The organism is Petralouisia sp., from assembly GCF_056822245.1.
Genome location: NZ_JBQIOP010000003.1, coordinates 23,803 through 47,902, shown reverse-complemented (window position 1 = coordinate 47,902; position 24,100 = coordinate 23,803). Strand labels below are relative to the sequence as shown.

Below are 24,100 nucleotides of genomic sequence, written 5' to 3'. Positions count from 1 at the left end.
GTTCGGTGGTATGTAACAGATAAATCGTCTCCTGTGCTGTATTCCATCAATCCTTATGATTTAGAATCCATTCATGAGGCAAAGATAGAAAGCCTTTCTATCAAAGGAATCTCCAAAAAAATTGCGGCCGGAAAAAAATAAAATTATCCATACAGATGAAGCCGAAAGACGCTTCCAATCAGTCTGTGAAATGGAGTTCCAGCAATAAAAAAATTGCCACAGTGAATCAGTCAGGCATTGTCACAATGAAAAAAGATTCCGGTGGAAAATCTGTAAAAATTACAGCCGTAACTCAAGATGGAAGCAGAAAAAGAGCAACGTATAAAATAACTTCTATGAAAGGAATTGTAAAAAAAGTTGCAATTTCTGGAAAAAAATCTGTAAAAGCAGGAAAATCTATAAAGCTGAAGGCAATCGTTACCGCTTCCAAGGGTGCTAACCGGAAATTAAAATGGGAAAGTAGCAATACAAAATATGCCAAAGTAAACAGTTCTGGCAAAGTTCAGTCTTACCAAGCCGGAAAAGGAAAAAAAGTAAAGATTACTGCCAAAGCCACCGATGGAAGCGGTAAGAAAAAACCATTGACCATTCAAATAAAATAAGAAAATTTTATAATCAGGACAAAGGAGAACATTTATGAAGCAAAAAATAACAGCAATACTTACAGCAATAACCCTGACAGTCGGAAGCTTTTGCAATACTGTCCAGGCAGAAGAAAATATTATACCCTCTATACAAACAGAAACAGCAAAAACAGAACAAATGGAACAAATCTTCACAGAGACGGTATTCTCAAAAGAAGAATTTTTGCCGGAAACCTCTGTGAAAGCTGATGACGGAGATTTCAGCACAGCTATTCCGATAACCATGGGAAATGCCTTCAATGGAAGTATTACAGAAACAACAGAAGAGCAGATTTACAAATTCACTCTGACAGAATCAGGACGAATAACATTAAATCTGACTTTTTATATGAGATATTGCAGCCTTTACATTTACGGAAACGATGGAAGTGAAATCTGGAAAAGCGAACATCATGAATGGAATGAGAATTTAAAATATTCAGAAATTACAAAAGAGGTAGATTTGATAAATGGTACCTATTATTTGAAAGTTAATGGCCGTGGACGATATAACCATATGGCTACTGGAACCTACTCAGCGGGGACAAAGTTTGTAAGTGCACAGGAAAGCTTTCCGGAATCAAATAATGATTTCAGCCAAGCATCAGTAATATCTGCAAATGGAACGGTAAAAGGTCAGATTGCTGAAAATGACGATTATGATGTTTATAAATTTTCCCTGGCAAAAGCCGGGAGAATGAATTTGACAGTGACGTTTTATCTGGCGTATAACAGTATCTATCTGTATGATAGCGCCGGAAGAGAAATTTGGAAAAGTGAACATCATGAATGGAACCAGAATCTGAAATATAAAATCAATGAATATACCTTGGATTTGGCAGGAGGAAATTATTATCTTAAAATTAGTGGAGAAGGAAAATATCGCCGGTTTGATACCGGAAACTATACCTTTACCACAAACTATACAAATGCAGACATCAATTATAAAGAACCAAATAACGACTTTGCGGAAGCTTGCACCATTCAAACAAATACTACAGTGAAAGGTCAGATAGCCATTGATGACCATTATGATATCTTGAAATTTTCCTTATTCAGCGAAGGGAGTATTAAAATAGTTATGACTTCTTATATGAAATATTATACCTTAATTTTATATGATAATGCAGGAGAAGAGATTTGGCATACAGATCATAACGAATGGAATGCAAATGCAGGATACCGTGAAGATGAACACACGGTAACATTATCTGCTGGAACTTATTATGTTAAAGTAACAGGTTATTATTATGGAGCATCCTATGATTCCACCGGAACCTATCGTCTGAAAATTAATACAAAGACCTCTCTTGCAGACACTTTTGTATCCTCCCCAGGAAGTAAAGCCTACACTGGGAAAGAGATTCGTCCCTCTGTCACCGTTACATATCACGATATATCTTTAAAAAATGGGACAGATTATAGCCTTTCGTATCAGAATAATAAAAAAATCGGAAAAGCTGACATTGTCATTACAGGTAAGGGAAATTACATCGGAATAAAAAAAGTTTCTTTTAAGATTGTTCCAAAAAAAGTATCCATTACAAAAGGAAGCAACAGCAGCCGACGGACTGTCACACTAAAATGGAAAAAAGACAGAAGCGTTACTGGATATGAAGTTTACCGCTCCTTAAATAAAAATACTGGATATAAAAAAGTGAAAACAATATCCAAAAATAGAATTACAAGTTTTAAAAACACTAAGCTTTCCAGAGGCAGGACTTATTTTTATAAAATCCGTGCCTACAAAATTGTAAAAAGCAAAAAATATTATGGAAGCTATAGCAAAGTAAAATCTATAAAGATCAGAAAATAATGAACTACATGGGGCTGATGCATTAAGAAATACAACTACAAGATATGGTATAATCTATATTTACAAAATATTGTCTCTTGCATGTTTACTTCTTAATGCGACAGCTCCATTTGTTTATAAAGGATCAATATAGAATTATTTAATCGTTTTAATGATTCTTTAGGATCTACTTCTGGCACTTTCTGTTCCAGTCTCATCTTTAGAATCTGCCGTCGCTAAAATGCCAGAATTGAATTCTAAAGTTGCAGAAAAGACACCTTGAAAATTTTAGATAAAGATAAGACCTATATTTTAAGACGCCATATCCGCAAAGCTGAATTTGCAAATCCCACTATTGATAAAAGATTTTAGCTATGCTAAAATCAAATTACCCAAAAGTAATTTCAAAAAGATAAAAATTCCCCATATATATTAAGAAAGGAACACACTATGCAGGGCAAATTATATCTGTGCGCCACTCCCATTGGCAATCTTGAAGACATTACTTTAAGAGTTCTCCGTGTTCTCAAAGAAGTGGATTTAATCGCCGCGGAAGACACCCGCAATTCCCTCAAACTGCTGAATCATTTTGATATCAAAACCCCCATGACAAGCTACCATGAGTACAACAAAATTGAAAAAGCATATCAGCTTGCGGAAAAAATACTGAAAGGCCAGAACGTGGCATTGATCACAGACGCAGGAACTCCGGGCATTTCAGATCCCGGAGAAGAATTAGTACGCATTTGTCAGGAATCCGGCATCAGCGTCACCTCCCTGCCTGGCCCGGCCGCATGCATCACCGCGTTATCCATGTCCAGCCTTCCTGCCAGACGTTTTGCATTCGAAGCCTTTCTGCCCCGTGAGAAAAAAGAACGTGAACAGATACTTGCTTCGCTGAAGCAGGAAACCCGCACCATAATTCTCTACGAAGCTCCCCACCACCTGCTGAAAACTTTGGAAGAATTGTACAAAACCTTGGGCAATCGCAGCATTACCATCTGCCGGGAGCTTACCAAGAAATATGAAACTGTTTTTATTTCCACCATTTCCGGCGCAATTTCCTATTATCAAAAAGAAGCGCCCCGGGGCGAATTCGTGCTGGTCATCCAGGGCAGGAGCTTCCAGGAACTCCAAAAAGAACAGCAGGAAAACTGGAATGCCCTGACGTTGGAGGAACACATGAATCATTATGAAAGCCAGGGCATTTCCAGAAAAGAAGCCATGAAGCTGGTGGCAAAAGACCGGGGCGTTTCCAAGCGGGAAATCTATGGAAAATTACTGGAGGATTCATGAAAGGGAATGGTAAAACTATGAGGGAAAACAGAAAACTTGCAATTGGCATACAGGATTTTCGCAGCCTGCGGGAGCAAAATGCTTACTATGTGGATAAAACACAAATGATAGAAGAATTTTTAGAATCCTGGTATCAGGTTACCCTGGTCACCAGGCCCAGGCGTTTCGGAAAAACACTGAACATGTCTATGTTGGCAGAATTTTTAGACTGTACAAAAAATTCCCGCTCTCTGTTTACGGACACGAAAATCAGTGATAGCTATGTTATGCAGGAATTAAACAGCCATCCGGTAATTTTTCTTTCTTTCCTTAACGTAAAAGGCGATACTGCCGAAGAACTGTTTTACCAGCTGGAACTTGTCATAAAAGAAGAATTTGAAAAATTTCTTTTTCTTACCCAGGAAGAATCTTTGCCGGATATAAAGAAAAAAGCATTCCATCAGATTTACGAATGCTTATGTCAGACAGGGGACAGTATTCAGAAAAAGAACTGTCTCAGCCATGCCATTACAGAACTATGTCAGATATTAGAAATTTTTTATGGGAAAAAAGTATATTTTCTTCTGGATGAATACGACACTCCCTTTATTTCCGCCAACTCCGGCGGCTATTACCATAAAGTACGGGGACTTCTTGCCAATATGCTCAGTTCCGCACTGAAAGGCAACCCGGCCCTGGAGAAAGCCATGCTGACCGGAATTCAAAGAGCCGCAAAAGAAAATATTTTTTCCGGGCTGAATCATCTGATTGTCTGCACTGTAAAAGATCCGGAATATACGGATTGTTTCGGTTTTTCAGAAACCGAGACGCAAAATTTACTGAATTATTGCAATGCAGAATTTTCAAATGAAGTGAAGCACATGTATGACGGATACCTGTTCGGAAATACGGAAGTGTATAATCCATGGTCCATCACCTGTTATGCCGCCAGAAAAAAACTGGAGCCTTACTGGGTAAATACCGGTGAAAATACTATGATTAAGCAGGCGCTTGCACAAAGAAAAGAATTTTTCTTTCAAAAATACGACACTTTAATAAAGACAGGAACGGTAAATGTCCACGCTGAATTATCCACTCCCTACTATGAAAATCCCAGTGATTCTTCTCTCTGGGGGCTCTTTATCAATGCCGGAATGGTGACTATTCAGGAAGAACTGGAAGATAATTTTTATAAACTGCGTATTCCAAATTATGAGGTGTGGAAAGCATATCAGGAATTAACAGCATTTTATCTGCAGACAGACGAAAATCACCTATCCTCGATGCTGCGGTATCTGCGCACAGAAGCTATGGAAGAATTTGCTGCGGAATATCAGTGGATTTTCTTACATTTACCCTCTTACCATGACTTGAAAGATGAAAACAGCTGTCATATGATGATGCTGGGTATGTGTGCTTTTATGCATCCTTACTATCACATAGACAGTAATCGGGAACATGGCACTGGCAGAAGCGATATCCGGCTTGCTGCAAAAAATCCTGGTTTTCCCCACATAATCCTGGAATTCAAGTATGCCGAACATGAAAAGCAAAGTCTGGAAAAACTGGCGCAGGAGGCCATTGCACAAATAAAAGGCAAAAAGTATGATACCGGCATGCAGGGTACCGTATATTATGTGGGTCTTGCACACTGGGGGAAAAAAGTCATAATTAAATGGGAAAAAAGTCAAAAGGATCATTGCCGGAGTTCAGATTAAGACTCTGGCAGATCCCGTAAATCAAATTGAACTGTCCTTAACTCTATAATTAGCAGAATTACGCCAAAAATTCCCAGATCACAATTCCCAACGAAATCATTGCAAAACTCGGTCTGTCAGAGGGCGACAAACTGGATATTTTTGAAAAAGACGGCTCTGTCTGTCTCAAGCCGGTAACCGTTTATTCAAAAAAATGCCTGAATGAACTCCGGGAAGAAATCAGTGATATACTCAAACAATTCTAAAGCCGTTAGAATACAATATGGCTTCCCATACTGATTATTTTGTTGAACAATAAAACCCCGTATACAGTATCATTGTTAAAAATGCTGAATTCGAAACTATTACTCCGGCGGTTAAATATCGCATACCCCCATACCGGTAATATCCTTCACCCTTCATAAAACTCCGGCAAATATTTTTTCAGAATAGAAAAGGGCGCCGTTCCCATTTTCATCAGCGCACTGTGAAATTGATAGTCACTGTAACGTTCTCCATACTTTTCCACCGCATACTGCCTTAAATTCAAAAATTCCAGATACCCCACGTAATATTTCAAATAATGGGCAGGCTCCTCCACAATTAATTGATAGATGTTCTGAATCACTTGTTTATCTGTAATCTGGTAGGAGGCAAAAAAATCTATCGTATCTCTCAGTGTCCAACCGTCATGATGAATGCCCAAATCTGCGCTTGCATACAGGCTCAGCAGTGCAGACTGGTTTTTCTGCAGAAAAGCAGCCACCTCTTTATCCACGTCCGCATAATAAAAAGACTGCATTTCCACATAAGTTGCCCACCCTTCCGCATAACCGCTGCTGCCGAACAGGCTTCGGATGGGTTCCAACCCGCAGCTTCGTTCCATAACATTCTGATAAAGATGTCCCGGAAATCCTTCATGGGCCAGAGTAGTATAAAGCTCCATTTTTTTATCGCCCTTCGACTTATTGATGTAAATGCAATTATGGGAAATATCATCTATCGGAGGAGTCAGATAAAAAGCTGGCGCCATATATTCTTCCAGAGAGGGATGCACCTCCTTCACTGAAAAAGAAACTGCAGGCGGCGATGGAAAATCTTTCTGCATTTTATTTTGCAAATCCTGTAAAATCAGTTCCGGTTCCTCGGTGGGAAGCTGATAATTTGCACATTTTTGACCCACATCCGGGTATTCCTTTGCAATTTTTGCCAGATTTTCCAGATCCTGTTTCCGCTGCGCTGTCACCTGCGCCTGCATTTCCTCCACCGATAAATCAGATCCGGTGGTTTCCTGAACCAGATATTCATAATATTCTTTTCCTCCCGGCAGGCCGCACAGACCTCCGGAATTTTTTCCAGAGCCTTTCAGTGCGGATAATTCCTCAGAAAGCCGCTGATATGCCGGAATCAACTCTCCAGTCACAATCTGCCTGTTGCTGACTTTATACTGCTCTGCCTGTTCCGGCGTCAAAAACCCAGCTTCATCCACACGGTCATCGAAGGTAGACAATAGATAATTGCTTTCCGGATGTTCCACAAAATTGCTGCACTGCGCTATAATATCATCCACCGCAAAATCCGCCATAAACAGCCCCAGTTCTGCCTTTTTTTTCTCCACTTCCATAATCTGTGCAAACAATTCCGGCGTAGCGGACAAAAGCTTCAGATAATCTTCAATATCCCTTGCGTCATAAAAGACATATTCTGCCAACAGCACCGGAAGCTGCGACTGAAAGCCTGTAGATGGCCTTAAAATTTCTTCATGCAGATAAAATTTTCCTGCCGGAATTTCTTTTTCAATATAATCCATCATAATATCATAGGTCATCTGCTGAGAAACCGTCAGATCCTTTTTATTGAATTTCTTTAGATTTTCTTTCCAGTTTTCCAGAATCACGGATGTTTCATTTTCTTCCCGGGCAGATATTTTGCCGTATGTAACTTTGTAATCCTGAATCCCATACTGTTCCGGGTGGGCCAGATTATAATGCATATTCAGCGTACTTGCCGTAACCTCCGCCCGGAAAATCTGATTCATATATGTAGAAAAATCTTCCCTGCTTCCCTGGCCGCCTCCGCATCCCGCCTGCAGGCACATCAATATGGCAAGTATCACCAACAAAATTCTGTTTTTTAGATTCTCTTTCCGCAACCTGAATTTCTCACCAAAAAAATTTTTCCCCATACCAAAATGCCCTTCCCGCGGTATATTCCTTTCATCATATGTCCGCCCCGCCCCCTTTATGCAAAATAACCCAATGACAATCAAATAAGTATATGATATGATTGAACATGAGGATTGAGCATGAGGATTGAGCATGAGGAGGGACCCGGAACAATATCGTTCCACTCTCTCTTCGTTTCACTCCGGGAGGAGCCCTGATGCTTCTGACCACGAAAAAGAACCCGGAACAATACCGCCCCACTCTCTTTTCGCTACCTCCCGGGAGGAGCCCCAACGCTTCTGACCACGAAAAAGAACCCGGGACAACACCGCCCCACTCTCTTTTCGCTACCTCCCGGGAGGAGCCCCAACGCTTCTGACCACAAGAAAAATTTACAATCAAAATCAAAAGGAGGGATACCCATGGGAACCACAAACAACATCAATCTGGACGACTTAGACTTCACTGACATGGAAATCGAAGAAATCCACCGCTTAGCCGAAGAACTGTTAGAACATCGAAAGTATTCCCTGCTCAGACAGATGCTGAACAATCTGAACTCTGCCGATATCGCCCTTCTTTTCGATGAGATGGACAAAAAGGAAATTCCTCTGCTCTACCGCCTGCTTCCCAAAGAGGAAGCGGCAGACAGTTTTTCCTATATGAGCCGCGAAATGCAAAAAACTCTGATTAACACTTTAACCGACCGGGAGCTGCGTGCCGTAATGGATGATATTTTCCTGGACGACACCGTAGATATGATAGAGGAAATGCCTGCAAATGTAGTGGCCAGAATTCTCCGCAATACCGACGAAGAAACCAGAAAAATGATCAATCAGGTGCTGAACTACCCAAAAGACAGCGCTGGCAGCCTGATGACCATTGAATACGTCAATATTAAAAAAGAAATGACTGTAGGCGCAGCCATCAGCCGTATCCGCCATACTGCCGTCAACAAGGAAACGGTCTACACCTGCTACGTGACAGAACACCGGAAACTGATCGGCATGGTATCGGTAAAAGACCTGCTGATGGCAGAAGACTCCATGCAGATTGAAGATATCATGGAAACAAATGTGATTTCTGTAGATACCCATGAGGATAAAGAAGAAGTTGCAAAAGTATTTAACAAATACGATTTTCTGGCAATTCCGGTGGTGGACCGGGAAGAACGTCTGGTGGGAATCGTCACTTTCGACGACGCCATGGACGTTATGCAGGAAGAAAATACCGAAGATATTACCAAAATGGCCGCTATGACCCCCACGGAAGACAATTATTTCAATACCTCTGCTTTTTCCCATGCAAAAAGCAGGATTGCCTGGCTGCTGTTTTTGATGTTATCCGCCACAGTCAGCGGCTCCATTATCACCCATTACCAGGAATCTTTTAAACTTTATCCACTTCTGGTTTCCTTTATCCCCATGCTTACCGGGACCGGCGGAAACTGCGGCTCCCAGAGTTCTACCTTAATGATCCGGGGACTGGCGCTGGATGAAATCAAATTTAAAGATATTATTAAAGTAATTTTTAAAGAATTCCGTATTGCCCTTTTGGTAAGTACGGTTCTGGCCGTTGTAAACGGACTGCGGATTTATATTCAATACGGAGATTTACAGATGGCTGTTGTGATTGCCCTGGCATTAATCGCCATTGTGATTCTGTCGAAATTTATCGGCTGCAGCCTGCCGCTGATTGCAGAACATATCCATCTGGACCCGGCGCTGATGGCTGCCCCTTTGATTTCCACCATTGTGGATATCTGCTCTATTTTGATTTACTTTAAAATCGCCACCATTGTTTTGCATATCGCTGTCTGAACTGTATAATACAGCGATAAACAGCCCTTTCTCTGGAGTGTGTTTGATTTCGATACACAGGAACTGCCCGGTTTGTGTGCCAAAGGGCAATCCGGCAGTTCTGTCCGTATCCAAATATAAAACATTTGCTGCAGCGCTAACATATTTTCCCATTATTCAACGTAATCACCTGATCAAACACAGGGTATTTTTCCGTATCAAATCCATGGGCCGCAATGACGATAATCTTATCCTGCTTCATCTCTAAGATACGCTGCAGCATCAAATGAAAATGCTCCTCATCCAACGCATTAAAAGGCTCGTCTAAGAGTAAAACCTCCGGATTTTCCATAACTGCCTGACAAAATCCAAGCCGCTGTTTCATTCCCAGGGAATAATTCTTCACCTTATTGTCAATTTCATCCAGTAAATGCACTTCCTCCAGGCTTTTCTCAATGTCCTTCATTCCGATTTTTTTCCGAATGGAAGCGAGAAATTTCAAATTCTGCCTTGCAGTGTCATGAAGAGCAAAATTAGGCGTTTCAATCATAACTCCATATGTGTACTCTGGTTTTTCAACGGTGCCGCCGGTGGGCGCAATCAAATCACACAGCAGTCTCAAAAGCATGGTTTTTCCGGAACCGTTGTGCCCCCGAAGCAAATAGAGCTTTCCTTCCTCAAAGGTTACGGATATCTCGTCAAGAACTTTTCTGTTTTTTAATTTTTTCGTTACCGCATTTAATTTTATCATCCGTTTTTAACTCCTAACATTCTGTCAAAATCCTTTTGCAGATATATCATAATGCCGAGGGCAAGAATCACAGCCGCTTTTGCAAGGATGTTTCTTACCCAGTAAAGCTGCCACTGGCAGGATGCAATCACAACTGCAGAAAACGCAGGATGCTCATAAGATAACATCTGGCTAATCATGTTTAATGCGGCAATGATAAATACAGGCACTTTGTCTTTCGCTCCAAATAATTTTAACAGGATAAACCCCTGGGCAAATATCAAAAGCGTAAGAAACGTTGAAGCCATATCATAAAAGTAGAACTTCGTAAATTTTCCCGTGTATACAAAATAAACAGTATAAATGATCTGCCTGGCTGCCAATATGGCAAAAATCTCTTTGAACGCTGACTTCAGCAGCACCAGTTTAAACTTACGTTTTCCGCAGCGGGTGATAATGTAGTCTCTCATTTCAACCGCCTGAGAAACAGCCTGCAGAACCGACCCCAGAAGTAAAATCACAAATCCCACATTCAATATGTAATGATACAGCATAAATTCCATTCTTTGGTCCGCCGAATTAATGGTTGTTCCCTGCATCAAAAACTCGAACATCAGAAGCGGGTTATCCGTATCATTTCCAACAATCACATGGAACAGCAGAATACACAGAAATAGTTTTATTTTACTTTTCATTGTTTTAAACATTTTCATAACAGATAATTTTCCCCGAAGCGTCTGACATTTTTTCGGTATAAAATAAATGACACGGCGATCAGCAGAAGGGGATAGAAAATCACATACACAACAGCTCCCATGGAAGAACCCCCTACCGGGACTATATTCGGTGAACTGAGGGCCGTCAGATTCGTCAGTGCATGTTCGAACATAAAGTGGCGCATAATGTCACTCATGGTTTGGTTTATGTTACCCAGCTGGAATCCAAGCATATAGCCTCCCATCAGTATCAAAACAGGCAAAAATTGTATGATATATTTATTCTTGAGAAAAACAAAGCTGAGGGATGAAATAAGCGCCAGGGGAATCATGCACAGCACAGAATACAAAACCAGGCCCAGAAGGGTGAAAAGATACCGGCCAATGCTGATATCTGTAACCGGCCCATATTCCTGCCCCGCTTCCCGCAGCGAAGAGACATACGGAACCTGAAATCCTCCGCCGCCCCAAAGCAGCATAACGGCAAATACAATCAGAAAAAGCAAACAGCAAAAAGTAAACAGATATATGATCTGAGCCAGCAAGGTTTTCTTTATGTAATCCTTATAGTTCATTCGGGTCATAATAAAATTACCGTACCCTGACTGCAGCGCAGAGTACGTCTGACCGCCGATATTCAGCCCCATGCCAATCATTAAAATCATCCAGAACAACATAAAAAAAGCAATATTCAGAAAAAACAGCCGCTCAAAAGAATACAGCCCGGTGAAACTTTCTTTCATCATCGTCAAATATTCTATATCAGAATCCGTTGCGGCCCTGCCTAATGCCTGTACAAATTCCTGCTTTTCAGAGTAATCCCTCCAAAGGCCCGGAAGAATTCCCAGAATGGAAAGAAACATAATTATAAGATTAAATTTGGAACGCCAGTATAATTTTAATTGTTCTGAAACCAATGCATTGTTCTCTCTTTCGTAATTTTATTAATCTGATATACAAAACGATGCTGAATATTAATTCTTCTGGAATATAATCCTTCCAGATTTCCAACCGATTTTTCATATCTTGGCGGCCTCTGATATGGATTTTCTCTGATAATATCTGCCAGTTTTTTAGCTTTTATGAAAAATTCGCGCCTTTAATTTTTCCAAATCTTTGACCGCCTGTTTTTCGTAAATAATTTTAAACACTTACCATTCCACCATATCTTCCGAAATGCAATCTTCCACAGGTGTTTTTGCCCCATTAAGAATGGATTCTGCCATGCCTTCTATGGAATTCAAATATAACGTTTCCTGTATTGCATTCCAATCGTCCTCTGATAGCAGAACCGCATTGCCTCTTTTCCCAACAATCAATGCAGGTTCACTGTAAAGATTTACATTTTCTACCAGATTATAAAAATCCTTTTTTGCTGTTGTAATATCAATAGTTGACATTATAAAATTCCCTTTTCTCTGTACCTTGTTGTATTATCATATTCTATATATAGCGTAGGTCAACAAGAATTTCATCTTTTTATCTCCCATACTCCCGGAAAAACCCGCTCAAATTCTGCAATGCCTGCACAAGGACTTCCACCTGCTCCCCATTCATTCCCTTCAGGGTTGCCTGCACCATTTCGTCATGGAATTCCTTATGATGGTCATAGGCTTTTTTCCCTTTCACCGAAAGGGAAATCAAAACCACCCGCCGGTCCTCCTTGCTGCGCACCCGGTTCACATACCCTTTTTTCACAAGATTATTAATAGCAATCGTCAAAGTCCCCACCGTCACCGACAGCAGCTTTGCCACGGCCGACATGCTTTGGGCCTCCCCTTTCCCAATCGCTTCTATCACATGCATGTCATTATTGGAGATATCCTTGAACTCTTCTGTGATAATCGCTTTTTCTTCGATATCCATAATTTCATTGAAAAGTTTTACCAGAACTTCATTGATTGTATTGTAATGACTCACAGGAATACCTCCTTTTTCGCAATCTTTGTTTTTGATATTATACCACAACCAAACCAAGGTATGCTAGTACTACAGAGTGTGTTTGAAAATTCATTTCCTCTGAATTAGAATGTATGATTTTTAAGGATTCTCCAAAGCGTACTCCTGCTAATTCCAAGTCTTTTGGCTGTTTTTTCTTTATTCCCCTGTTCCTCTGCCAACGCCTGACGGATAATCCGATAATTAATTTCATCCAGAGTTCCGGATAAGTCAAATTCCCCGGCAGAAGCAGCGCCGAATCCTGGTTCCTGCTGAAGGATTGCTGTAACGTCGCCGCTGGAAATATACGGAGTTTCTGTAATGGTTACAAGTTCCTTTAGCACATGCTGAAGCTGATCCAAATTATTTGGCCAGCGGTAAGCTGTCATCTGCTCCATAGCCTCCACGTCCAGACCGATGATCTGTTTTCCAAAGGCAATGTTAAAACGGTGAATATAAAGGGCCGTAATGCCCGGAAACTCCTTCAGTCTTTCCCGCAACGGCAAAAGCGCAAGCGTCAGGCAGGACAGCTGATTCTCCATAAACTGCCGCACAATCCGGGCGGAAGAGCCGTTGCTTCCATTTTCAATCAGGGATACAATCAAGCGGTTTCTGGAGGGAAGCCTTGTCTGGACGACATAGGTAAACAAGCTGTCAAGCTGTTCCGCAGAAAGAGCGGCCGGATTTTTAAGGTAAATCACGCTTCCAACCTCGTTCAGCGGGGAGTTTTCACTATTTAACAGCCGGTGCCATTTGCGTTCTCCCATAAGTCCGCAGTCAATGGTAAACATGGGAGCGCGGCGGTAATTGCTCTGTTCATAAATAAGAGCCGCCGCCCTGTCCTTCCCGGTTCCTGTTTCGCCGAGAATCAGAACCGGCAGACGGCTTTTACTGTATTCCTTCAGAATTCTCGGCAAATTCCCCAGTTTCTCTGTTCCATTGTAAAAATGCAGAAAGTCATTGACTTCTTCTGATGCATAATTAGTCACCTGGATTCCCAGATCCTCCGCTTTGGTCAGCGCAGGCTGTCTGCGGATGATAACGGCCGTATATTTCTGTTCTTCATAAAACAGATGACGGCTGGACAAATAATAGATGTCGTTCCGAATCTGCTTTGCCACTGCCTGATTGGGATGCTTCCGAAGCATGCTTAAAGAATCCTCCACAAAATCCATCAGAGAAATATGGATCTCATCTACCGCAATACTTGAAAACCAAAGCGCGCCTGCCGGAGAATAGATTAGAAATTCCCTGTCCTCCTCCGTCAAAAGCGTTTGAAATAAGTCTTTCTGTTTGTGCACATGGCTGGAAGAACGCACCAGTTTTACGGCTTCATTAATTGCATTTTCGATGCTTTCCGCTCCCGAAAGGATCAGATGACAGTTCATCCCAAGCTCCTTGGCCGCTTTTGCCCCTGTCATGTCGCAGAGAACCAGCGTGCAGCCTTCCTCCTGCGCCCGGTGCAGAAGCGGCAGCGCATCATCCGTGCTTTTAAAAGTTATAATATCAATGTCATATTGAAGCAGATCGCACAAAAGCCCCGCGCATTTTGTAATGCCGCAAAAACCTGCGATCACAAATTTTCCGCCGTAATTCTCGGCAAGCTTAATGCTGCGGAGCACGTCATACACAGAAATGGAGATATCTATCACAGGCACCTCAACGGCCGATTCAATCAGTTCCGCCGTTCCGCCCCGAGAGATAATTACATCATAATTCTTATGGGCAAGCTGCACCGCAATCTGCCTGCCGATATCCAGATCTCCCGTCTGCACCGTCAAAGAAATATCATCTCTTTTCTGGGCAAGTTCCGTCAGAATATTGGACATCCCTTCATAGGGGGCCACTGCAAGTATTTTTGTTTTCTGCATGACAGTTTTCCTTCCTCTTTTCTTTTATTATACACTCTAACGTTTCAAAATACAACGATTTTTAATTATATTGTTTTAAAACAAAACATTATTTTCATTGACTTCAATTGAATCCCTATTACAAACCAGATATTATAATCTTACGCATCATAAATGTATTAAAATAAAACAAAGGAGAGAGGTACATGAACTATCAGATCAAAATCCCGTCATGCGTATTCGGCGGAGAAGGTTGTATTGCGCGTATCAAGGATATCATTGAAAAAGAAAACGCGAAAAAAGCCATTATATTCACGGATCAGGGAGTCCGCGCAGCAGGACTTCTGGAGATTCTGACAGACCTCCTGGAACATGCCAAAACGCTTTATCAGGTATTTGACACCCTTGCGTCAGAACCTTCTTACCAGGATGTGGAAAATATCATGAAAGAAGTGAAAGACTATTCTGGCGACCTGATAATTGCAATCGGCGGCGGAAGCGTAATGGATGCCGCCAAGCTTTGCAGCGTGCTAAAGGATGCGGATTATGCCATAACTGATCTCCTGCACCATCCGGCGCTGGCAAAAAAGCAGATTCCCACTGTCATGATTCCCACAACCTGCGGAACTGGAGCCGAAGCTACCTGCAACGCGATTGTCGCAATCCCGGAAGAACAGTCTAAACAGGGAATTGTCAATGAAAACATGATTCCGGATTATGTAATTTTAGATCCCCAAATGATACGACGCCTTCCAAAATCAATTGTAGCCGCAACCGGAGTGGACGCGCTGGCCCATGCAGTGGAATGCTATACCTCAAGGAAGGCCACCCCCTTTTCCGATACCTACGCTCTGGCTTCCGCAAAACTGATTTTTCAGAACATCCGAAAAGCCTACCGGAATCCAGAGCATATGGAAGCAAAAAACAGCTTGCTTTTAGGCGCTTTTTACGGAGGAGTGGCGATTGCCGGAAGCGGAACCACCGCCGTGCACGCTCTGTCCTATCCTCTGGGCGGCAAATACCATATTGCTCACGGCGTATCCAACGCTATTTTATTTGCGCATGTTATGGAATTTAACAGAGACGCCTGTGAGACGCGCCTTGCGGCATTATGTGACAACGTATATCCGGAATTGTCAAAACAAGCATCTTCGGAAAAGGCTCGCTATATCATTGAGCAAATTGCAGATATTGTGAAAGTGACGGAGATTCCCACAGATTTAGGGGAATTTGGGGTCAGGCCAATAGATCTGGATTTTCTCGCTGAGGCAGGAAGCAGACAGCAGCGGCTTTTGGTAAACAACCGAAAAAAACTGAGCCTTGAGGATATCAGAGCTATTTACCAGAAGGTGCTGAAATAAAGGCTCTGAAAGATAGAAAGGAGAGCAAAACATGAAGCGGCCAATCATCGGAATTACGATGGGAGATCCGGCAGGAAACGGTTCCGAACTTACGGCGAAAGCCCTTTCCAATGCAAACCTGTACCAAACCTGCCGGCCGGTGGTTATCGGGGATGCAGCCTGCATGGAAGAGGCGGTCCGAATCGCCGGGAAACAGGGGCAAATTTCCATACACGCCATACAAAATATCCAGGAAGCGGCCTTTACGGCCGGAACGATTGATGTATACCACATGGGGCTGGTTGACAAGACAAAACATAAGTTCGGACGAGTTTCTGAAATGTGCGGCGAAGCGGCGTTTCAATATGTGAAAAAAGTGATAGAACTGGCTCAGGCCGGGAAAATCGACGCAACCGTAACCAACGCCCTGAACAAAGAAGCCATCAACCTGGCCGGACATCATTATTCCGGACATACGGAAATTTATGCGAAATATACAAACACTGATAAGTATACTATGATGCTGGCCCATGAGAACCTACGGGTCGTCCATGTATCCACCCATGTTTCCCTGCGAGAAGCCTGCGACCGAGTAAAAAAAGACCGTGTACTGGAAGTCATTCGGATTGCCGACAGGGCCTGCAGGGATTTAGGCATTACGGCACCGAAAATCGGCGTTGCAGGGCTGAACCCTCACTGCGGAGAAAACGGATTGTTCGGGACAGAAGAAATAGCAGAAATTCAGCCGGCAATTGAAGCGGCAATGGCAGAAGGCATTTGCATCCCGGAACAGAAACCAACGCCCCCGGACAGCATTTTTTCCAAGGCAATCGGCGGATGGTATGACATTGTGGTTGCAATGTACCATGATCAGGGACATATTCCTCTGAAAGTAAAAGGCTTTGTTTATAACCAAAACCTCAGGAAATGGGATGCCGTAGCCGGAGTCAACATAACTCTGGGAATTCCTATCATCCGGGTTTCTGTGGATCATGGAACTGGATTCGATCTGGCAGGCAAGGGAGAATCCAACGAATTAAGCCTTGTAAATGCTATAGATTACGCAATCAGGCTGGCTGCAAAGAAAACATAGCAGGAGGAGATTATGGTAAAGCTATTAATTATTGCAGATGATTTTACCGGCGCGCTGGACACAGGCATTCAATTTGTAAACAGAGGAATTGCCACACAGGTATTCACCGGCAAACCGGAGCGTCCCGCTGAAATCGCCGCGCAGACAGAAGTGCTTGTGGTGGATTCAGAGACAAGGCCAATGACGCCGGAATCAGCTTATGAGACCGTAAAAGAAATTACAGCATGGGCAAAAAGCCTAAATATTGAAATTATTTTTAAAAAGACAGATTCTGCTCTGCGGGGAAATATCGGAAGCGAACTGCAGGCAGTTTCAGATGGAAACAGGGAAAAAACGCTTTATTTCCTTCCCGGCTATCCTAAAATGGATCGGCTGACCATCAACGGATTCCATTATATAAAAGAAACACTGTTAGAACACAGCGTATTCGGGCAAGATCCCTTTGAACCTGTCACTCAGTCTTATATTCCGGATATTATCCGCCAGGAGAGCCAGATGTCCCTGCAGTGCATCGGAGGAGATGAACCCCTGAGCCGTATCAGCAGCAATCCTTCGGCAGTAATCTGTGATATCCGCCATCAGGAAGATATGGAAGCGCGGGTGGAAGAGCTGTTAGAGCGCGGGCAGCTTAAACTGATTGCCGGATGCGCGGCGTTAGCGGACAGCCTTGCCTCCAAAATTCCATTCCACAGAAACGCGCCCAATCAATGCCGACAGACCAAGGGGCTGTTTGTGGCATGCGGAAGCCTGAACCGAATTACAGAACAACAGTTAATCTATGCGCAGAAAAACGGATTTACCCGCCAGCACCTGACCATAGAGCAAAAACTGCAAAAAGGTTATTATGACACATCGGCAGGCAAAGCATTTCTGCAGTACATACTGGAAACCTGCCGGAAGCATCCGCAAATGATCGTAGACTCCATGGGCGGCGAAGAAGCGATGGAGGCTTACCGAAAAAAATATGGCATTTCCATGCCAGACGTAAGGCGTCTGATCCCGGAAGCGCACGGGCAGATTGCAGATTTCCTTGCAAGAAATCACATGGATATTACCGTGCTTACCACAGGCGGGGATACCCTGATGGGATATATGAAGCTGATCGGCTGCACACAGATCCGGCCTGTCTGTGAAATTGAACCAGGAGTGGTAGTCTCAGAACTGGAAAACAGAGGTTTTCTACAACAGGTAATTTCCAAATCAGGTGGCTTCGGAACAGAAGACGTATTAGTTCGAATCGCAGAAAAAATCACGAATTTCAACAAATAAAGGAGACAAAACTATGGCAACTACAGAATTAAAAGGAATTATTACGCCGATTCTAACCCCAATGAACCCGGATGAAACCATTAATACAGAGGAACTCCGCAAACAGATTGACCGCCTGATTGACGGCAAAGTACACGGCATTTTCCCTTTTGGCACCAATGGCGAGGGTTACATCTTAAGCGAAAAAGAGAAATGCGAAGTATTAGAGCATACCATTGACCAGGTAAAGGGCAGGGTTCCGGTTTATGCAGGCACCGGATGCATCTCCACCGCTGATACCATCCGCATGAGCAAAGAGGCGGAAAAGCTTGGCGCAGATGTACTGTCCATTATCACTCCCAGCTTTGCCGTTGCCTCCCAGAAAGAACTGCAGGAGCACTACACAGAGGTCGCAAAGCATGTAAATACGCCAATTGTCCTTTACAACATTCCCGCGCGCACCGGCAATAAGCTGCTTCCTGAAACTGTCGCCCGGCTTGCCGCCGACGTTGATTTGATTATCGGCGCAAAAGATTCTAGCGGCGACTGGGAAAACCTGAAAGCCTACATTGCACAGACAAAGGAATTAAATAAAAAGTTTTATGTGTTGTCCGGAAATGATTCCCTCATCCTTCCCTCCTTAAAAGAAGGCGGTTCTGGAGGAATTGCAGGCTGTTCCAACGTATATCCCCATGTGCTTTCCTCTATCTATAACTTATTCCAGGAAGGCAGAATCCAGGAAGCGGAAAAAGCGCAGGAATCTATTGCCAGCTTCCGGGCGGTCTTCCAGTATGGCAACCCCAACACAGTAGTCAAAAAAGCTGTTTCCATGCTGGGCTATCCGGTGGGCAGCTGCAGAAAGCCTTTTAACTACCTGTGCCCGGAAGGAGAAGAGGCTCTTGCAAAAGTGTTAAAAGAGAATGCAGAGAAAGGGATGAAGTAATATGAAATTTGTCATGACTCAGGCAGTATGCGAAGAAGGGATGAACATGCTTGAAAACATCGCCGATATCCATGTGGCGGATGATCCGGAGCCCAATCATTATTTGGATGCTATGCAGGACGCAGACGCACTGATTGTGCGTATTGCAACATGCGACGGACAGGCCATTGCAAACAGCCCCAATCTGAAAGTCATCGGACGCACTGGCGTAGGATACGATTCTGTAGATGTGGCTGCAGCCACAGAACGGGGGATTCCGGTCATCATCACGCCGGGGGCAAACAACAGAAGCGTAGCGGAACATGCGGTGGCAATGATGTTCGCATTATCTAAAAATCTTATGGAAGCCCATCGGGAAATGTGCGCAGGAAACTGGGAAATCCGCGGGGCAAAAAAGGCGTTTGAGCTGGAAGGTAAAACCGCAGGGATTATCGGGCTTGGCGCAATCGGCCGGGAAACGGCCAAAATCTGCAAAGGCTGCGGAATGAAAATTGCCGCCTATGATCCCTTTCTGACAAAAGAGCAGGCAGTAGAGATGGAAGCGGAATATTACGAAGATTATACAGAATTGCTGAAAAACAGCGATATCGTGTCCATTCACGTTCCTCTTACCGAAGATACGAAAAATATGATTTCCAAAGAACAGTTACGGCTTATGAAACCAACTGCGCTGCTGATCAACTGCAGCCGGGGCGGTATTATAAACGAAGCAGATCTGGCGGAAGCGTTAAAGCAGGGAATGATTGCCGGAGTTGGAACCGACGTCTTCTGCCAAGAACCGCCTGCGGAAGACGACATGCTTCTGCAATGTCCAAATCTCATTGCAAGCCCGCATTCTGCAGCGCAGACAAGAGAAGCGGTAATTAAAATGGCTCAGATGTGCATAAAAGGCTGTCTTGCCGTTATAGAAGGAAAAAAATGGCCCTATGTAGCGGACAAATCCGTATACAGCCATGAAAAATGGAAAGAGGCTGCCTGGGCCGAATTATAAAAACAAAGATTGGGGGACTACCGGATGGATTCAAGTATTGTATCAATTATTATTGTGCTTATCATTATTGGATTATTTGTATGGAATAAACTGCCAATCAGCGTTGTGTCAATTGGAGGCTCCATCGCCATGGCGCTGTTTATTCCCGAGATGGAACTTTCCGCCGTTTACAGCGGCTTCAGCTCAACCGGATGGCCCATGGTGGTTGGAATGTGCATTGTAAGCGCCGCGCTTTTTGAAACCGGCATTGCAAGGCAGATAGGAGAACGGATCGGGAACTCTTTCCTGGCCAAAACAGAACGTCGATTTATCGTCACAGTCAGCGCTGTGTGCAGCCTGATGTCCGCATTTATGAGCAATAACGGAACTGTCGCCATCTGGATGCCGATTATCGCCATTGTAGCAGCCAATTCCAGCGGACGCATCCGTTCCAAAATGGTTATTTTCCCGGCGGGAACCGCTGCCATTATTGGCGGCGCATGCTCACTGATCGGCTCAACTTCTCAGCTTGCGGCTAACTCCGTGCTCCAGGGCTATGCCGGCTATGAAGAAGGCATGGGAATGTTCGATATGACTAAAATTATGCTGCCGGCGGCAATTGTTCAGGTTATTTTCTGGGGAACCCTGGGCTACAAGCTGCTGGACAAGGTATTAAAACCGGAAAGCCCTGACTTTGACAAGGGAAACATCTACGCAGCTTCCGAAATTCGGAACCTGGAGCAGAGCAGGGAAGCGGACGCGCCGGCCTTAAAAGGCAAACTTGCGCTTTTTACTATGATTTTATGCATCATCCTGTTTGTTTTAAGCGGTTTTATGCCATTTAAGACATACTTTAACATCGGAATTATCGGGCTTTTGGGCGCCGCCATCGTACTTGCGGCAGGATGCATTTCCGTGAAAAAAGCTTATGCCGATCTTCCATGGGACGTGCTGGTCTGCATCGGAACCATTTCCGGCATTGGAACTGGTCTCGATGTTTCCGGCGGCGGCGCGCTGATTGCAAACTTTGTCTTAAATCTCTTCGGCGGACAGAACGCCTCCGTTGTTATGCTGACCATTGTAATCGCTCTCCTGACCAGCGTGCTGACCAATATTATGTCCAACAACGCAACTGCCGCCATGCTGACCCCGATTTGCATTGCAATTGCATTGTCTCTTGGAATCAGCCCGGTGCCCTGGGTTATCGTAATCGGCGCCTGCTCCAACCTTGCCATTGCCACATCCTTCGGGACAGCTGTTAATATGCAAATTCTTCCGGCCGGTTATAAATTCTCAGACTTTGTTAAAATCGGCGGTCCGCTGCTTATCCTTCTGATCGCAGTGGCAACTGTCAGCAGCGTTGTATTTTTATTCTGATTGCAGCGAAATCGCAAAAGCACCATATTTTATTTTTTGCAGCTACCGGCAGCGTTATATTTTTTCACGGAGGAACAAAATGCCAATAAAAGATGATTATGCGTCTTATCTCAAAAGACAAAAACGATTTCAGGAAAAACCCATCGCAAAATACTGGACCGAACAGGAAGCCCGGTACGTGGAACCTTTTCAGATTTTCGGCAATCTTTACTATGTGGGAGACAGCTGGGTATGCGTCCATCTTGTGGATACAGGAGACGGCCTTCTGCTGTTTGACGCGGGAAACTGCGGCGCGGAAGCCATGCTGATTCATAGCATCTGGGAGATGGGATTCCGTCCCCAGGATGTAAAATGGATCATTCTCTCCCACGGCCATGTGGATCATTTCGGAGCGGCTCCTTTTTTCCGGAAGATGTTCGGAACTAAAATCTACCTGGGACAACCCGACGCTGAAATGTTTCGCACAGCGCCAGAACAATCCATGATACAGGAAAGCAGCAGCTGCATGGATATGCTCTTTGAGGCGGATCATGAAATTGAAGAGGGCGAAATCCTCACCTTCGGAAATACAAGCATCCAGTTTTACCTTGTGCCTGGCCATACCAGAGGATGCATCTCCTGTTTTTTCAATGTTACAGACGGAATAAGCGTAAAACGGGCGGGATATTACGGCGGCTTCGGATTCAACACACTGCAGAAAGATTTTCTTCTGGAAATCGGCGACATAAAATTGGAGGCAAGAAAAGTCTACCTGAATTCCATCGACAAAGTAATTTCCCAGAAGGTAGACATTTTTATGGGAAATCACGCCTCCAACGTAGACTTACTGAAAAAAAGGCAGTATATGCTCGAACATCCCGGAAAAAATCCCTTCCTGGATTCAGAAAGCTGGCGAAATTACCTGGAACAAAAAAAGCAGGAACTTCTGGATTTAGAAAAATCTGACAGCTTATAATTACCATATACCCAGATAAAAAGTTTATATTTATCTTTTGCATAGCAGAAAGAAACAGCGTCAAATTGAGTGATGCAGAGACATAACCACTCAATTTGACGCTGTTTTTGCCTTTGTTTTATTTGCCCTGATTTATTAAGAAATACTGCATTTTCCATTTAAAGATGCTGAATCCATACCGATATCCTCTATGTTTTTTATGCATACTGCACAAAAAACTGTTTGATAAATTATGAAAATAGTAAAATTTCATTTTATTTACTAAGTAAATATTGATTAATTTACCAATTAATACTACAATAATTTTACCAAAACAACCTTAGAGGAGGAAATACTATGAGAAAGAAATTAGTGGCAATGTTAATTCTTGCAATGACAGGAACCATGTTCTTAGGCGGCTGCGGTTCAGACGGAGGCAGCGGTTCAGGCGGCGGAGACGGCAAAAGCGGCGGTAAGGTAAAAATCCGTTTTGCATCCTGGGACGAAGCAGAAGATGTGGACGCACAGCAGGCAGCCGTTGACAAGTTCAACGATGCGCACGACGACATTGAAGTGACCCTGGAAGCCTACGGCGGAGAATTCGATACCAAAATCAGCGCCGGAATGGGATCAAACGATATGCCGGACGTTATGTACATGTGGAACTATCCTGCATATTCCCAGGGACTGGAGCCTCTGGATTCCTACATTGAGAAAGAGGGCGAAGATTACAAGAAGAACTTCTATGACACCCTCTGGAACTATAATTCCTATGACGGCAGCACCTACGGTATCCCAATCGGATTTACCACACACGCGCTGTTCTATAACAAGGATATTTTTGCAGAGGCAGGCATTGACGAGCCCACCAATGACTGGACCTGGGAGGACGTACAGGCAGCTTCCAAAACCATCACAGAAAAATGCGAAGGCAAGAAGGGATTTTCCTTCCAGATGAAGCCCGACCCCTATGACTATGAAATGTATCTGTGGAGCAACGGAACCGCTTATGTGGATGCAGAAGGCACATTGGAAGGCAACCTGAATTCTGACAAGGCAAAAGAAGTATTCCAAATGTTCCAGGATATGGAAAAAGAAGGTTCCGCAGTTGCAACAGAAAAGAGCGGTACCGATGAATTCCGCGCCGGCAGCACCGGAATGTACGTATACGGTTCCTGGTCCATCAACACTTTAAAAGAGGACGGCGTGAACTTCGGAGTAGTAAATATCCCCTCCTTCGGCAGTCAGCCCTCCATCAGTATCTTAAGCTCTTCAGGAATTTCCATGTCCAAAGACAGCAAGAACAAAGAAGCTGCCTGGGAATTTATCAAATTCTGGACCAGCGAAGAGATGAACAAAGAAAGAATCGGCATGGAGCTTCCGGTACTGTACTCTGTAGTAGAATCTGAAGGCATTATGGAACAGCCGGAATATGCTCCCTTCTACACCATGCTGGAACAGAGCTCCGACTATACGCCGTCCAGTTTTATTTACGGAAGCTGGTCTGAATTGTCAGAAAATCTTTCCCTTTCCTTTGAGCGGGTATTCAACCCCAGCGCAATGGAAAATGTATCTGATGTATTGGACGAAGCTGCACAGCAGTAAAT

22 protein-coding genes are annotated in these 24,100 nt (G+C 43.6%); 14 read left to right on the top strand and 8 right to left on the bottom strand.

Going from position 1 to position 24,100, the window contains the following annotated elements; all coding sequences use genetic code 11:
- Positions 1–137 precede the first annotated feature (137 nt).
- The 5 genes from ACTO17_RS01960 (at position 138) to ACTO17_RS01940 (ending at position 5,656) form a co-directional block, all read left to right on the top strand.
- Positions 138–602: an Ig-like domain-containing protein gene (locus ACTO17_RS01960; protein WP_482556776.1), complete on the top strand. Its 465-nt coding sequence runs from the start codon at positions 138–140 to the stop codon at positions 600–602.
- A gap of 34 nt (positions 603–636) precedes the next feature.
- A complete protein-coding gene (locus ACTO17_RS01955) occupies positions 637–2,439 on the top strand; it encodes a fibronectin type III domain-containing protein (RefSeq protein WP_482556697.1) in 1,803 nt (600 codons plus the stop codon).
- 429 nt (positions 2,440–2,868) lie between these two features.
- Entirely contained in the window at positions 2,869–3,714 is an 846-nt protein-coding gene (gene rsmI, locus ACTO17_RS01950) for a 16S rRNA (cytidine(1402)-2'-O)-methyltransferase (RefSeq protein ID WP_482556696.1), read from the top strand.
- Positions 3,711–5,411: an AAA family ATPase gene (locus ACTO17_RS01945; RefSeq protein WP_482556695.1), complete on the top strand. Its 1,701-nt coding sequence runs from the start codon at positions 3,711–3,713 to the stop codon at positions 5,409–5,411. The genes rsmI and ACTO17_RS01945 overlap by 4 nt, the downstream gene beginning before the upstream one ends.
- Positions 5,412–5,488: 77 nt before the next feature.
- Complete coding sequence (locus ACTO17_RS01940; protein WP_482556775.1) at positions 5,489–5,656, top strand: AbrB/MazE/SpoVT family DNA-binding domain-containing protein; 168 nt, start codon at positions 5,489–5,491, stop codon at positions 5,654–5,656.
- Positions 5,657–5,802: 146 nt separating this feature from the next.
- Here the strand turns inward: ACTO17_RS01940 and ACTO17_RS01935 are convergent, their stop codons facing one another.
- Positions 5,803–7,575 (bottom strand): DUF885 domain-containing protein, encoded by a 1,773-nt coding sequence (locus tag ACTO17_RS01935; protein WP_482556694.1) that lies wholly within the window; start codon positions 7,573–7,575, stop codon positions 5,803–5,805.
- A gap of 450 nt (positions 7,576–8,025) precedes the next feature.
- On the opposite strand from ACTO17_RS01935, the gene mgtE reads away from it, so the two are divergent.
- Complete coding sequence (gene mgtE / locus ACTO17_RS01930) at positions 8,026–9,375, top strand: magnesium transporter (RefSeq protein ID WP_172538436.1); 1,350 nt, start codon at positions 8,026–8,028, stop codon at positions 9,373–9,375.
- A gap of 136 nt (positions 9,376–9,511) precedes the next feature.
- Here the strand turns inward: mgtE and ACTO17_RS01925 are convergent, their stop codons facing one another.
- The 7 genes from ACTO17_RS01925 to ACTO17_RS01895 form a co-directional block, all read right to left on the bottom strand.
- A complete protein-coding gene (locus ACTO17_RS01925; RefSeq protein ID WP_172538430.1) occupies positions 9,512–10,105 on the bottom strand; it encodes an ATP-binding cassette domain-containing protein in 594 nt (197 codons plus the stop codon).
- Positions 10,102–10,797 carry a hypothetical protein gene (locus tag ACTO17_RS01920; RefSeq protein ID WP_482556693.1) on the bottom strand — a complete coding sequence of 232 codons (696 nt, stop codon included), beginning with the start codon at positions 10,795–10,797 and terminating at the stop codon, positions 10,102–10,104. Before ACTO17_RS01920 ends, ACTO17_RS01925 begins: the two co-directional genes overlap by 4 nt.
- Positions 10,794–11,717 carry a hypothetical protein gene (locus ACTO17_RS01915; RefSeq protein WP_482556692.1) on the bottom strand — a complete coding sequence of 308 codons (924 nt, stop codon included), beginning with the start codon at positions 11,715–11,717 and terminating at the stop codon, positions 10,794–10,796. Before ACTO17_RS01915 ends, ACTO17_RS01920 begins: the two co-directional genes overlap by 4 nt.
- Complete coding sequence (locus ACTO17_RS01910) at positions 11,699–11,857, bottom strand: hypothetical protein (protein ID WP_482556774.1); 159 nt, start codon at positions 11,855–11,857, stop codon at positions 11,699–11,701. Before ACTO17_RS01910 ends, ACTO17_RS01915 begins: the two co-directional genes overlap by 19 nt.
- 94 nt (positions 11,858–11,951) lie before the next feature.
- Positions 11,952–12,200 (bottom strand): type II toxin-antitoxin system Phd/YefM family antitoxin, encoded by a 249-nt coding sequence (locus ACTO17_RS01905; RefSeq protein WP_482556691.1) that lies wholly within the window; start codon positions 12,198–12,200, stop codon positions 11,952–11,954.
- 79 nt (positions 12,201–12,279) lie between these two features.
- Complete coding sequence (locus tag ACTO17_RS01900) at positions 12,280–12,720, bottom strand: MarR family winged helix-turn-helix transcriptional regulator (protein WP_482556690.1); 441 nt, start codon at positions 12,718–12,720, stop codon at positions 12,280–12,282.
- A 104-nt stretch (positions 12,721–12,824) separates the two neighbouring features.
- A complete protein-coding gene (locus tag ACTO17_RS01895) occupies positions 12,825–14,609 on the bottom strand; it encodes a sigma-54-dependent Fis family transcriptional regulator (protein ID WP_482556689.1) in 1,785 nt (594 codons plus the stop codon).
- Positions 14,610–14,794: 185 nt separating this feature from the next.
- Between ACTO17_RS01895 and ACTO17_RS01890 the strand changes: the two genes are divergently transcribed.
- The 8 genes from ACTO17_RS01890 to ACTO17_RS01855 all read left to right on the top strand — a co-directional run bounded on the left by ACTO17_RS01890 (position 14,795) and on the right by ACTO17_RS01855 (position 24,098).
- The gene (locus ACTO17_RS01890; RefSeq protein WP_482556688.1) at positions 14,795–15,949 is read left to right on the top strand and encodes an iron-containing alcohol dehydrogenase; all 1,155 of its coding nucleotides are present in this window, start codon (positions 14,795–14,797) and stop codon (positions 15,947–15,949) included.
- 31 nt (positions 15,950–15,980) lie between these two features.
- Positions 15,981–17,021 (top strand): 4-hydroxythreonine-4-phosphate dehydrogenase PdxA, encoded by a 1,041-nt coding sequence (gene pdxA / locus ACTO17_RS01885; protein WP_482556687.1) that lies wholly within the window; start codon positions 15,981–15,983, stop codon positions 17,019–17,021.
- A gap of 12 nt (positions 17,022–17,033) precedes the next feature.
- Complete coding sequence (locus tag ACTO17_RS01880; RefSeq protein WP_482556686.1) at positions 17,034–18,290, top strand: four-carbon acid sugar kinase family protein; 1,257 nt, start codon at positions 17,034–17,036, stop codon at positions 18,288–18,290.
- Between the two features lie 13 nt (positions 18,291–18,303).
- Positions 18,304–19,212, top strand: coding sequence for a 4-hydroxy-tetrahydrodipicolinate synthase (gene dapA, locus ACTO17_RS01875; RefSeq protein WP_135990487.1), 909 nt, complete (start codon positions 18,304–18,306; stop codon positions 19,210–19,212).
- 1 nt (position 19,213) lies between these two features.
- On the top strand, positions 19,214–20,203 hold the full coding sequence (locus ACTO17_RS01870) for a hydroxyacid dehydrogenase (RefSeq protein WP_482556685.1): 990 nt from the start codon (positions 19,214–19,216) through the stop codon (positions 20,201–20,203).
- Between the two features lie 24 nt (positions 20,204–20,227).
- Positions 20,228–21,559: an SLC13 family permease gene (locus ACTO17_RS01865; RefSeq protein ID WP_482556684.1), complete on the top strand. Its 1,332-nt coding sequence runs from the start codon at positions 20,228–20,230 to the stop codon at positions 21,557–21,559.
- Between the two features lie 79 nt (positions 21,560–21,638).
- The gene (locus ACTO17_RS01860; RefSeq protein ID WP_482556683.1) at positions 21,639–22,514 is read left to right on the top strand and encodes an MBL fold metallo-hydrolase; all 876 of its coding nucleotides are present in this window, start codon (positions 21,639–21,641) and stop codon (positions 22,512–22,514) included.
- 336 nt (positions 22,515–22,850) lie between these two features.
- A complete protein-coding gene (locus tag ACTO17_RS01855; RefSeq protein WP_482556682.1) occupies positions 22,851–24,098 on the top strand; it encodes an ABC transporter substrate-binding protein in 1,248 nt (415 codons plus the stop codon).
- Positions 24,099–24,100: the final 2 nt, after the last annotated feature.